The 13,717-nt window shown below is 27.9% G+C and carries 11 protein-coding genes; 6 read left to right on the forward strand and 5 right to left on the reverse strand.

Translation table 11 applies throughout. From position 1 onward, the window contains the following. Positions 1-156: 156 nt before the first annotated feature. A complete protein-coding gene (locus ABY298_RS11050) occupies positions 157-1,392 on the reverse strand; it encodes a Pycsar system effector family protein (protein WP_372746113.1) in 1,236 nt (411 codons plus the stop codon). 72 nt (positions 1,393-1,464) lie between these two features. On the opposite strand from ABY298_RS11050, the gene ABY298_RS11055 reads away from it, so the two are divergent. Genes ABY298_RS11055 through ABY298_RS11065 form a run of 3 tightly spaced genes read left to right on the forward strand, consistent with a single transcriptional unit; the run spans position 1,465 to position 7,555 of the window. Further along, positions 1,465-5,163 carry a metallophosphoesterase gene (locus ABY298_RS11055; RefSeq protein ID WP_372746114.1) on the forward strand — a complete coding sequence of 1,233 codons (3,699 nt, stop codon included), beginning with the start codon at positions 1,465-1,467 and terminating at the stop codon, positions 5,161-5,163. Positions 5,164-5,175: 12 nt separating this feature from the next. Continuing rightward, complete coding sequence (locus tag ABY298_RS11060; RefSeq protein ID WP_372746115.1) at positions 5,176-6,378, forward strand: alpha/beta hydrolase; 1,203 nt, start codon at positions 5,176-5,178, stop codon at positions 6,376-6,378. A 19-nt stretch (positions 6,379-6,397) separates the two neighbouring features. Continuing rightward, a complete protein-coding gene (locus tag ABY298_RS11065) occupies positions 6,398-7,555 on the forward strand; it encodes a C1 family peptidase (protein ID WP_372746116.1) in 1,158 nt (385 codons plus the stop codon). Positions 7,556-7,693: 138 nt separating this feature from the next. Here ABY298_RS11065 and ABY298_RS11070 read toward each other — a convergent pair whose 3' ends face one another. Further along, positions 7,694-8,116 carry a DNA-binding protein gene (locus ABY298_RS11070; protein ID WP_372746117.1) on the reverse strand — a complete coding sequence of 141 codons (423 nt, stop codon included), beginning with the start codon at positions 8,114-8,116 and terminating at the stop codon, positions 7,694-7,696. 3 nt (positions 8,117-8,119) lie between these two features. Beyond that, a complete protein-coding gene (menD, locus tag ABY298_RS11075) occupies positions 8,120-9,787 on the reverse strand; it encodes a 2-succinyl-5-enolpyruvyl-6-hydroxy-3-cyclohexene-1-carboxylic-acid synthase (RefSeq protein WP_372746118.1) in 1,668 nt (555 codons plus the stop codon). 145 nt (positions 9,788-9,932) lie between these two features. On the opposite strand from menD, the gene ABY298_RS11080 reads away from it, so the two are divergent. Beyond that, entirely contained in the window at positions 9,933-11,063 is a 1,131-nt protein-coding gene (locus ABY298_RS11080) for a helix-turn-helix domain-containing protein (protein ID WP_372746119.1), read from the forward strand. Between the two features lie 195 nt (positions 11,064-11,258). On the opposite strand, the gene ABY298_RS11085 is transcribed toward ABY298_RS11080, so the two are convergent. Both ABY298_RS11085 and ABY298_RS11090 read right to left on the reverse strand, forming a co-directional pair. After that, on the reverse strand, positions 11,259-12,332 hold the full coding sequence (locus ABY298_RS11085; protein WP_372746120.1) for a chorismate-binding protein: 1,074 nt from the start codon (positions 12,330-12,332) through the stop codon (positions 11,259-11,261). A 41-nt stretch (positions 12,333-12,373) separates the two neighbouring features. Continuing rightward, positions 12,374-12,790 (reverse strand): PaaI family thioesterase, encoded by a 417-nt coding sequence (locus tag ABY298_RS11090; RefSeq protein ID WP_372746121.1) that lies wholly within the window; start codon positions 12,788-12,790, stop codon positions 12,374-12,376. A gap of 75 nt (positions 12,791-12,865) precedes the next feature. On the opposite strand from ABY298_RS11090, the gene ABY298_RS11095 reads away from it, so the two are divergent. Next, positions 12,866-13,372, forward strand: coding sequence for a hypothetical protein (locus ABY298_RS11095; RefSeq protein WP_372746122.1), 507 nt, complete (start codon positions 12,866-12,868; stop codon positions 13,370-13,372). 2 nt (positions 13,373-13,374) lie between these two features. After that, positions 13,375-13,717, forward strand: a 343-nt coding sequence (locus tag ABY298_RS11100) for a GNAT family N-acetyltransferase (RefSeq protein ID WP_372746123.1), incomplete at its 3' end; no start/stop codon positions are given.

Raw genomic sequence — 13,717 nt, forward strand, 5'->3', positions numbered from 1 at the left:
AAAAATTACCTTTTAAACACTATAGAAAAAGTTGATATTGAAGATTTACAAGGTATTTCTGGTTTAAAAGCAATTAGGGTTCATATAAATTATAATATGAAACATGAAAACAAAATATCTTTTGAAGAAATAATGGATGCTATATCAACCAAAACATTAAATTAAATTAGCGTCAAAACCCGCTTTTTTCATTAATTCAAAAGCTATAACAAAAGCTATAACAGATATTATAATTCCAACCATAAAAATATTATAGGCTATTCTTAATAGCCTATATTTTTTTTCAAGAACAATTCCTAAATAATACAAATCATTCATTAAAGACTTGTATAAATAATCTCTATCATTCATTAATTCAGTCATCCCTTCTTGAAAATCTTCCAAAGGCATTTTATAAAAATTTCCAAAAAACAACAAATTCACCTTTCTATTTGCCAAATCTTCTTTTGAAAATTTTCCAGAAGTAATTTTAGGACGTGTTGATAAAATTGAAAAAATCATGGTAACAACAACAATAAGCAAAAAGAATAATGTTGGATAAATTAAGTAAGAATTATCGGCTTTATCTAATTTAGGAAATAACGATGAAAGTACAATAGATAATGTAATAGCACTTACCGAAAGTAAAATATTTGCCTTTGTATCTGCAATATCACTTAGTTTTAAATGATTTTTTAATGTAACTCGGTACATTGTTTCAATACCTCGCTCTGGCCTGTCGCTTTTTTCTTTTTTACGCTTTAATTCGGCCTTTTTAAGTTTGCTTTTAGCTGAAAGTTCTTCATTTTTAGCTATGGTCTTTTTTAAATCCTTAGCTACCTTCAACCTATTTAATGTTTTCTGTTCGGTTAATTTAGAAAAGGCATAATTTGTAAAATATTTATGCAATTTTAAAAAGTTTTCGTTTTCAGTTAAAAACTCAATATCTGTTAAATATTTATTGCATAATTGCTCCCATTCCGAACGTAATAAATTAGATTTCTCTCTAAAATTTTCTGTTCCTAAATGGTATAAATCTGCATCACAAATAACCTCTTCCATTTTATTTGTAGGGTTTTGAGGCATTTTTGTAGCGCAAATCAAAGATTTTACTAATTCAATTTTCTCTTTATTAAACTTTCTCTCTTGTAAATATTTTTCTGCAATTTCTTTACTTTTTTCCTCATGTTTTTCAAAACCTTTGGTAAAACCAGTATCATGAAACCAAGCCGCTAAAAGTATTATTTCCAAATCATTTTCTGTAACATTCTCAGCAACACTAATTTCAAACGCATTTTTTACAACCTGACTTGTATGTTCAAAATTATGATAAACAACTTCTGCCGGTAATTCATCTTTAAACAACTTAAAAACAAAGTGCTCAACCTCTTTAAAAAAATCACTTTCTAACATTTCTATAAACTATTTATTGAATTCAAAAGTACATAAATTTATGTATTTTTACCTTCCAAAAAACATAGATTAATGCGTTCATCATTTAAAAATATTATTTTCTATTCAATTACACTTCTGCTTTTGAGTAGTTGCGCCACAAATAAAGTTCAATATAAAAATAACGTCAACTACAATAATTTTGAAGATGAAAACGTAAATAATTTAGAAATAGACCATACTTTTTATTTAATTGGTGATGCTGGCAATGCAAACTTAAATGAAGAATTAACGCATTTTAATGTATTAAAAAATGAACTTTCATTGGTTGGCAAAAATAGCACTTTACTTTTTTTAGGCGATAATTTGTACGAAAAAGGATTACCAAAAAAATCGCATCCAAAAAGAGATCTTTCAGAACATAGATTAAATGCTCAAATAAATTTGGTAGAAAATTTTAAAGGTGAAACCATATTTATTCCAGGAAATCATGACTATTACAGCAATGGTATAGAAGGGTTAAAAAGAGAAGAAGATTATATTACAGAAAAATTGGGCAAAAACTCCTTTTTCCCAAAAAGTGGTTGTCCGTTAAAAAAAATTGATATTTCTGACGATGTTGTTTTAATAATTGTAGACTCACAATGGTATTTAGAAAATTGGAACAATAACCCAACAATGAATGATGATTGCGATATAAAAACACGCGACATATTTTTTGATGAATTTGAAAGTTTAATTAAAAAACATGAGTCTCAAACAACTATTGTTGCAATGCACCATCCGTTATTTAGTAATGGATCTCACGGTGGACAGTTTTCTTTAAAATCGCAACTTTACCCTATAAATAACAAAATTCCATTACCAATAATTGGAACATTTGCCAATATTTTTAGAAAAACAAGTGGAATTTCTGTTCAAGATTTAAACAACAGTGTTTATCTTGAATTAAAAAATAGAATTGTTACGCTGTCTCAAAAAGCCGAAAAAGTAATTTTTGTTTCGGGTCATGAACACAATTTACAATATATTTTACAAGATAACATTCCTCAAATTATTAGTGGATCGGGATCAAAAACTTCGGCAGCAAGAGTTTTAAATGGCAGTGAGTTTTCTTATGGTGGTTTAGGATATGCAAAAGTTGTGGTGTATAAAAACGGATCTTCAAAAGTGAATTTTTACAATGAAATAAATGGAAATCAACAACTTCTTTTCTCAAAAAACATATACATTTCAAAAAAAGATAAAAAAATAGAAGTGTACCCAACTGAATTTCCAAAAACTGTAAATGCATCTATTTATACCGAAAAAGAAGTTTCAAAAGGAAGTGTTTATTTAAGTTTATGGGGAAAACACTATAGAAAATATTACGGCATAAAAATTACCGCACCAACAGTATCTTTAGATACTCTTTTTGGAGGCTTAACACCTATAAAAACTGGTGGCGGACATCAATCTAAATCGTTGCGCTTAGAAGATAAAAACGGTAAACAATTTGTAATGAGAGCATTACGGAAAAGTGCTACGCAATATTTACAAGCTGTTGCCTTTAAAAATCAATATGTTGAAGGTCAGTTTGATGATACTTTAACAGAAGAGTTATTGTTGGATATTTACACAACATCACACCCATACGCACCATTTACAATTGGCACATTAGCCGATGCAATTGATGTTTATCATACAAATCCAACATTATATTACGTTCCAAAACAAAATGCCTTAAGTTATTTTAATGAAGAGTTTGGAAATGAATTATATATGATTGAAGAACACGCTTCTGACAACCATACTATTAAAAGTTTTGGATATTCAAAAGAATTAATTGGAACAGATGATTTACTTAAAAACCTAAGAAAATCTGACGATTATCAGGTAGATGAAGATGCTTATATAAGAGCCCGTTTGTTTGATATGCTTATTGGTGATTGGGACAGACACCAAGATCAATGGCGCTGGGCAACCTTTAAAAATGGCAATAAAATAACTTACAAACCTGTACCAAGAGATAGAGATCAAGCTTTTTCTAAAAATGATGGTTTAATTTTAGGGTTTTTAACTCGTGCTATTCCTGCTTTAAAACATATGCAAGTGTTTGATACGAATATGAGAAATGTAAAATGGTTTAATTTAGAACCTTACCCAATAGATATGGCACTTATTAATAAAGCCGATTATAAAAATTGGGAAGCGCAAGTACAATTAATTCAACAAAATATAACACCTGAAATTATTGATGAAGCTTTTAAAAATTTCCCAAAAGAAGTTCAGGATAAAACAATTGCCACTATTAAAAGAAAACTGGAAGGCCGTTTAAAAATTTTACCTAAAATAGCCAAAACTTATTACAAACATTTATCTAAATATGCTGTTATTAAAGGAAATGATAAAGACAATTTATTTGAAATTGAACGTCTGCCAAATGGTAAAACTACTGTAAGAGTTTTTAATATAAAAGATGATGAAAAAGGCACTGAAATTTTTAATAAAACATTTTCTAAAAAAGAAACTTCAGAAATTTGGGTATATGGTTTAGATGATGAAGACGTTTTTAAAGTTACTGGTATAAAAAATAACATAATTCCTGTTAGAATTATTGGAGGACAAAACAATGATGTTTTTGAAATTGAGAACTCAAAAAGAGTAACAATTTACGATTACAAATCGAAGAAAAACACCTTTAACTCTAACAATGCTAAAACAAAACTTACAAACAACTACAACACCAATATTTATAATTACAAAAAACTAAAATACAACCAAAATCAACTAATTCCATCTATAGGTTCAAACCCAGATGATGGCTTTAAAATTGGGTTTGTAAACACCTATACCGTTTATGGTTTTGAACGTAATCCGTTTACACAACAGCATACCATAAATGCATCGTATTATTTTTCCAATAATGGTTTTGATATTTCGTACAATGCAGAATTTGCAAATATTTTTAATAACTGGAATTTTTTAGTTGAATCACGTTTTACAAGTCCAAATTATAGTATAAATTTTTATAATTTTGGTAACGAAAGTTTAAATTTTGAAAACGATTTTGATGATAATTATCACCGCGTTAAAATAAGTACTTATGCTGTAAATCCTTTTTTAAAATGGAAAGGCAGATTTGGTGCCGAATTTAAAATTGGTCCATCTATTGAGAGTATTGAAGTAGAAAGTACAGCAAACAGATATATTAACGATATAAATTATCAGCAAGAAAAAAGAAAAACCTATACCGGATTTCAAACATTTTACACCTACCAAAACTACGATAACAAAGCATTTCCAACCCTTGGAATGAACTTTACTATAGAAAGTGGCTGGAAACAAAACATAGAAAACCATAAAGAAAACAATGGATTTATAAAACCATCGCTTTCATTTAATTATAAATTAAACAGCAATGCCAAAATAGTTTTAGCAACAAAAGTAAAAGGAAATATAATAATTGGTGATAATTTTGAGTTTTACAATGCAGCAAGTATTGGCGGAATAGACGGTTTAAGAGGATACAGAAATCAACGCTTTACAGGAAACTCGTCCTTTTATCAAAATTCCGATCTTCGTTTTAATTTAAGTAACGTAAAAACAGAGTTAGCTCCAATGCAATTTGGTATATTTACAGGCTTTGATTATGGTAGAGTTTGGTTAAAAAATGAAAATTCTACCGATTGGAAAACATCATATGGAGGTGGTTTATGGTTTACAGGTGCAGATATGTTAAATTTAAACCTATCAATATTTAATAGTAAAGACGGTGCCTATGTTGCCTTTGGATTAGGATTTGGATTTTAAAAAAATATAATTATGAAAAAATTTCTAGCAGTAACTTTATTTTTAAGTTTCACTTTATCTATATTTTCACAAGATATTAAAGTGAAAAAATTTAACTCGAAAGAGCTAAATAACGACCGATATTTAAAAATTTATGTTCCACCAAGTTATGCTACCGAAACAACAAAGTTGTACCCAGTTGCAATTGTTTTAGATGCGGAATATTTGTTTGATGTGTATGTAGGAAATTCTATACTATTTGCTAATAAAGACGAAGCACCAGAACAAATTATTATTGGAATAAATCAAAATTATAATGATGAAAGATACAGCGATTGCTCTTACCAAAAAGACAATAGCTTACCAACAGAAGAAGGTGCTAAATTTTATAGATTTATAAAGAGTGAAATTTTTAGTTTTATAGAAGAAAATTATAGAGTTTCACCGTTTAAAACCATTGTTGGCTCTACATTAACAGCAAATTTTATCAACTATTTTTTAATTGAAGATTATCCAAGTTTTAACGCTTTTATAACTATAAACCCTTATTTTGCATTAGATATGCCGCTTTTAATTCAACAAAAAGCACAACGTTTAAAAGACGAAAATGTTTATTATTACTTATCAAATGGAAAAAGTAATTTAGAAAAATACCAAGCACTAATAAACCAAACCAATACTTTATTACAAGGTACAGAAAACCCTAAATTAAAATATAAATATGAAGCTTTTAATAATAATACAACTGCAACCATTGGGCAATCAATAGCAAGTGCATTGGCTTCAATTTTTGAAATGTATTCGGCTATTTCTACAGAAGAATATGAAAAAAACATAAAAAACATGTCTCCGGCAGATGCTATTGCTTATTTAGAAAATAAATATGTAGAAATTGAATATTTATTTGGAAGTAATTTAAAAATAAGACAAAAAGATATTTTTGCTATTGAACCTATAATTTTAGATAAAGAAAATGGTGATTATTTAAAAAACTTTGGAGAAATGATTAACAAATTATATGCTGATTCTCCTATTGGCGATTATTATATTGGTAGATATTATGAAACTGGAAAAAAATATAAAGCTGCATTAAAATATTACAAAAACGGCTACATGAAATTACCTGAAGGCGACCCAAATGCCGATGCTTATTATGAAAACGTTGAACGCGTTTTAAATAAAAGAGATGGCGTAATTGAAGATGAACCTTTAGACGAAACTAAAGAAAAACAATAAAACAATTTAGATAATACTTATGAAACAAATACTTTTTTTATTCGTTAGCTTTTCCTTTTTAGCTACTTGTTGGGCACAAGAAGATACAGCTGTAGAAGTACATATTCCTGCAACCCAAAAATACAGCTTTACATCTGTTATAGATATTGAAGCAAGTGATGTAAAAAGTCAAGGTAATACCGGAACTTGCTGGAGTTTTGCTGGATCATCATTTATAGAATCGGAAATTTTTAAATCTTCTGGGGTTTTAATAGATATTTCTGAAATGTATAATGTTAGACAAACATATCCATCAAAAGCTTGGAATTATGTAATGCGTCAAGGTAAAACACAATTTAGTGAAGGAGGTTTAGCACATGATGTTTTAAACTCTATTAAACAATATGGTTTAGTTCCAGAATCGGCATATTCAGGTTTAATGACTGAATCACAAAAACACGATCATGCTACTATTGTACCTGAATTACAAAAAGTTTTAGATGCTTATATTAAAAATGATAAAGATTCTAATTCTCCAAATTGGAAATTTAAAGTAGATTCTATTTTAAACGTAAAACTTGGAAAAATACCTGATAACTTTAGTTATAATGGCTTGTATTACAATCCGAAATCATTTTTAGAAATGACAAAATTTGATGTTTCTAACTATGTTACATTAACTTCTTTTTTACAAGAACCTTTTTACTCACAGTTTATTTTAAACATTCCAGACAATTTCTCTAACGGGATTTATTATAATATTCCTTTAAATAAATTAGTAGATGCCGTGGATACTGCTTTAAAAAATGGGTATTCATTAGCTTTAGATTGCGATGTTTCTGAAAAAACTTTTTCATCAAAATATGGTGTTGCTGTACTGCCTAAAAAATTAGATGAACAAGAAAAATGTTTAACTTATATTGTTGAAGAAAGTGAAATTACACCAGAATTTAGACAGCAAGAGTTTGAAAACTACAATACAACTGATGACCATTTAATGCATATTGTTGGGTTAGTTAAAGACCAAAATAATAACGAGTATTACAAAATAAAAAATTCTTGGGGAGGAAATAGTGACAGAATTGGAAACGATGGTTATGTATATATGAGCAAACCATTTTTTAAATTAAAAACCATCTCTGTTACAGTTAATAAAAAAGGATTACCAGATACTCTTAAAAAAGATTTAAAAATTTAATAAATAAGGTTGCCTTAAAAGTCTAAATTTCGTCAATCTGAACTTGTTTCATGTTCTCATATTAATTGAGAATCAGCACAATGAGATTCTGAAACAAGTTCAGAATGACGATTTTAACTATTTTTCAGATAGTTATATTTATTGTAAAGAAGTAGAACGAATTCCTTCATCTTCAATAGTAATAAGCTTTTGCTTAAACAATCCGCCAACAGCACTTTTAAAAGCTTTTTTACTCATATTTAATTTATACTTAATGGCATCTGGCGTGCTTTTATCATTTAATGCTAAAAAACCATCGTTTTGTTTTAAAGCATTTAAAATAATAATTTCATTTTTTACAATGGTTTGCTTAAAACCAACTGCTTGCAAGCTTACATCAATTTTTTCATCATCACGTATCTTTTTAACGTACCCTACAAGGTTTTGTCCTTCTTCAATTTTTTGGTATAGCTCGTTTTTATAAAGTAAACCTTCATAAGCTCCTTCTACTAAAACTGTAAAACCTATTCCTGTATTTCTAACAACTAGTAAATCTACCTTATCTCCTACTTTTAAATCCATTATTTATTCTTTTAAATTATTGAAATATGCCTTTAATATTTTATCATTTTCCTCTCTAGGAGTAAAAATCTCTAACAATTTTGATGTTGTTGACTCCGTATAAAAATCAATTAAATTAGTATTTATACTTTCAGAATTATTTGCTGAAAAATACTCTAAATTATACATTTTACACAAATGTTTTGCTGTTAAATTATGTGGCGTTTCAAAATAATCTAACGCATTTGATTTTTGCGGACCAGGAATAAATCTAAAAATTCCTCCGCCTCCATTATTAATTAAAATAATTCTAAAATTAGCCGGTATATAACTGTTCCATAATGCATTACTATCGTAAAAAAAACTAATATCACCAGTAATAAAAACAGTGTTTCCCTCAACTGCAACAGCCGCACCAATAGCTGTACTTGTACTTCCATCAATTCCGCTTGTTCCTCTATTACAAAAAACTTTTATAGATTTATCAATATCAAACAATTGAGAATATCTAATTACCGAACTATTGCTTAATTGTAATTGTGTGTTTTTAGGAACAGATTTTAACAAGGTATCAAACACTTTTAAATCGGAGTAATCACAATTATCAATATAATTTTTATGTTTTATTAATCTTCCTTCTTTTTTTGATAACCAAAATTCTTGATAATTACTTTCAACAGTTTTAATTTTTGATATAAACTGGGTAAAAAAGTAATTAACACTTACTTTAAAATGATGTTTTAAACAAAGAAAAGTATCTAGTGCAATTTTAGTATCAATATGCCAATGCTGTTTTGGTTGGTATTTACGTAAATGTTGTTTTATTTTTTTTGATACTATTAACCCTCCTAAACTTAATAAAATATCTGGTTGAAATGCTTCCAATTCCGCATCATCTAAAGGAAAAATTAATTTATCAATACTATTAATAAACTTTGGATGTGAAACATTTGCTGTGTTTTCTATTAAAACTAAAACCGACGGATCGTTTATAAAATACTCTAATTGTTTTTGAAGCTTTTCATCGGGGAAATTTTGCCCCACTAAAATCATTTTTTTCGATGATGAATTCCAAATTTTTGAAAAATTATTTAAGGTATCTTCATCAATATTTTCAATAATAGTAGGTTCAATTATAGTTTCAATTGTTATTAAACTATCTGTAGTTTCATACAAAGGTTCATCAAAAGGAACATTTATATGCGCTGGACCATTTTCTACCTTAACTTTATAAATTGCTTCATTTACAATCTTTTTTACTGCGGTAAAATCGCTATAATTTTCAACTAAATTTACAGATGCTAAAATATGATTTTGAAATACATTTTCCTGACGAATAGTTTGTCCGTCTCCAATATCAATTAAATGTTTTGGCCTATCTGCAGATATTACCAACAAAGGAATATTACTATAAAAAGCTTCAGAAATTGCCGGATAATAATTTAACAATGCCGAACCCGAAGTGCAAATAATTGCAACTGGTTTTTTTAATTGTTGCGCCATTCCTAAGGCAAAAAATGCTGCACAACGCTCATCTACAATACTATATGTTTTTATTGCTGGATGATTTGAAAAACCAATGGTAAGTGGCGCATTTCTGGAGCCAGGTGAAATTACTACTTGCGTAATATTATTAGCCAAACAAGAAGCTATTACAATTTGAGCTAGTTCGTTTTTTGGAAATTGAGGCATTCACTATTAAAATTAATTTACAAAGTTACATAAACTTAATTTAGAATATGCGCATTTTTAATAAGATGTATTGTTGATAATTATCATATCCTTTTTCACAAAAAAAAATTAAATTCGTTACATGTCCTCCAAATAATTAGCCAATTTGATTAAAATTATTGCCATATTATCTACTTTATTTATTAATTTATATGGTGGTATAATTTTAATTGCCACATCTAATAAAAAATATAAGAACCGATTTTTTTTAGGCTTATTCTTTTTTAATAGCTTTTTATTATTTGTTGGTCACTTTTTATCGTTTAACGAATATTGGGTAATTTTTAGGTATTTCGATTTCATATTTTTAGCTTCTCTATTAGCTTTTTACCCTTTATATTATTTATATATTTTTAGTGCTTTTAATTTTAAAATTGCACCAACAAAATGGATTTATCATTTTATTCCTTCTATTTTAATTGCTATTTTAATGTTAATTGCTACTGGTTTTTCTAGTTGGGATTGCTACCTTAATTATATGAACAACAACCTTTACAATAGTGCTTTAGAAAGTACAAACGCAACTATACTTGCCTATTTATATAAAGGAAGTAGAGTATTTCATTTAGCACAGATAGTTATATATGTTTTTTTAACAATTCACTATATTTTAAAAGCAAAAAAACGAATGAACGATTTGTTTTCTAATTTTGACATGTACCAAATTCGTTATTTTTACATAGTTACCATTTCCTTTATTTTTTTAATGGCAATTCCTGGTTTTTTTGTTACTTTAATTGGTAGAACTCCATTAAACACTAACGGAATGTTGCTATTTTATATGTGTTTACTATTTACGTTGCTCTATCTTATTTTATCAATTATTGGATTAGTACAAGTACCTGTAAGCGAAAATTTAGAGGCTAACGGCGAAGAAATAATTGATGAAGAAATATATCAAAATGAGTTAAAACAACTAGAACATGATTTAAAACTGTATTTTAATAAAAATAAACCTTGGCTAAATCCACAACTAAACATTTGGGATGTTGCCAAACAAATTGGCACTAACAGATCTTATATTTCAAAAGCAATAAATGATCAAATTGGTTGTAATTTTAATCAGTTTGTAAATAATTATAGAATAAAAGAAGCTAAAAAACTATTGAAAAAAGTACCCGAAATTCCAATAGCCGAAATAAGTGAATTGTCTGGTTTTGGTTCTGTAAATTCATTTATACGTATTTTTAAATCTATAGAAAAATGTACTCCAACTAAATTTAAAAAACGGTTGTAATTTACGATTTAAACATTTTTTTTTACGATTTGCAAACTACTTTGCACAAATTAATACTACTTTTAATTTAAGTAAAACACTAAGAATTAAGGGATAATTATTGGGATGAATTGCTAGAATCTGTTTTTTAATATTTGCCCACAACGGTATTTAAAAATCTAAATTGCTACACTTAATACTTGGTGTTTTTTACTTTTATAACACATTTTTCATAATCATTGTTTTAAAAACAGTTTCGTCATATTCTTTATCAGATACACTATCTTTTGTAATACCTCCACCAACAAATATTTTAGCATACTTATTTTGTATTTCCATGCATCGTAAGTTTACAAATAACTGCGTGCTTGTACTCAAATTTAATTCACCTAAATAACCAGCATAATAAGTTCTTTTATAATGCTCATTTGATAAAATAAAATTTAAAGCAACCTCTTTAGGCAAACCACAAACGGCCGGTGTTGGATGTAACTTTAACAGTAATTTTTCCAACATTTGCACATTTGTTAACTCTCCAGAAATATCAGTTCTTAAATGTAATAAACTACCAGCTTTAACTGTATATGGGCCATTTACTTCGGTAATATTTACTTCATTTTTAATATTATCAATAATAAAATCGGTAACTATTTTTTGCTCTTCTTTTTCCTTTTCTTCCCAAACCACATTAACTGAATTATTATAAAATTGTGTACCAGCCAATGCCATTGTTTTAAAATTTCCATTTGTAATTGTTAACAAACGCTCAGGCGTTGCACCTAACCACAAACCAACTTTTGGATGAAACCAAGCATATACAAATGCATTTGTATAATTTTTCAACATTTTTTTTAATGATGTTATAAAGCTAAAATGAGAGAATTCTACCACTTCATTTCTAGATAACACTATTTTTTGAGCATTATTTTCTTTAATAAATTCAATTGCTTTATTTATTAAATCGACATAATTTTCTTTTGAATTTGATGATAAAGAGTTTATTTTTTTTGATAATATGTTTTCATTTATAGCCAATTCTTCATATTGAGATATTCGCATTTGAAATATGGAACTTTCTTCTTTTGGAAACAGAATTTTAGCATCCTCCTTATAAAATGGTGCAAACAAAAAACCAGCTTCATTAAAACTATGTAGCTTATTTAATTTTAAAGAATTTTGAACCATTAATGTTACCAATTCTTCATTGGGTTTTCTATACACAACAAAAGGTTGTTTTAATCTGTAAACCTCAGCTATTTTCTCAAAAAATTGATTTATTTCTTTAGGCAAAATTGTAGATTTTATTTTTTTGATGTTTTAATAACAACCACTTATCTGGCTATTATATAATTAGTTAACTTACACAAAGAAATTAATCTTCCTCTATCATCAACTATTTTAATTTCTACCAAATGTATGGTTTTTCCCTTGTGAATTATTTTACCCGTAGCAGTTAACATTCCGCTTTTTACACTTCGTAAATGATTTGCGGTAAATTCAATTCCACGAACCGTATACTTCTCTAAATTAATGGCCAACATAGAGGTTGGACTCCCAACTGTTTCTGCTAAAGCCATTGTTGCGCCGCCGTTTAAAATTCCATCTGGTTGGTGAACACGTTCATTTACAGGCATTGTTGCCACTAAAAAATCATCACCCAAATCTGTATATGTAATTTGCAATGTTGTATTTAATGTGTTTTTACACATATTATTAAGTGCTTGTAGCTTTGTTTCTTTTTCAGTCATAAAAAATTCTTGGATTGTAAAAATAAGAATTATAACTTTAAATATTACATTTGCAAATCATATAAATACAAAACCATGGCTTATAAAATTAGAGTAATATTAGATGTTGAAAAAGATGTTTTTAGAGATATAGTTGTAAATGAAACAACTAATTTAGAAGATTTACACTTTTTTATTGCAAAATCTTTTGGCTTTAACGGGCAAGAAATGGCCTCTTTTTACAGAAGTAATAATGAATGGGAACAGGGTGATGAAATTCCGTTGTTTGATATGAGTGAGGATGATACGGATATTTCTATGAGTAACTGTTTATTAAACCATGTACTAACAAAAGTGGGTGATAAATTAATTTATGTGTACGATTTCTTTTCTATGTGGACATTTTTTGTGGAACTTTCCGAAATTACTACAAAAAAAGAAAAAGACTTACCTAAAATTTTGTTATCGTTTGGCTTTCCTCCAGAACAAGCTCCCGAAAAAAAGTTTAAAGCCGATAAATCTTACGATGATTATAATGAGTTTTTAGATAGTGACGATTTTGAAGATCTTGAAAATATAGATGATAATGACTTTTATAATTAATTATGAATTCTTCACCTATATTTAGAAGAGCTACCAAAAATGATGTTCCACAAATTATAAAATTATTGGCTACAGATAAACTTGGGCAATTAAGAGAAGATTACTCAAATCCATTACCACAAAGCTATTATAACGCGTTTGATATTATAAATGCCGATAAAAATCAAGAGTTAATGGTTTTAGAAAGCAACCAAGATCCAGCTGTTTTAGCTTCGTTTCAGCTAACATTTATTCCTTATTTAAGTTATAAAGGACGAATGCGTGCACAAATAGAAAATGTAATGGTTAGAGATGATTTAAGAGGCCAAGGTTTAGGGCAACTAATTTTTAAATGGGCAATTAACA

The organism is Lutibacter sp., assembly GCF_041596795.1.
Lineage (GTDB): Bacteria > Bacteroidota > Bacteroidia > Flavobacteriales > Flavobacteriaceae > Lutibacter.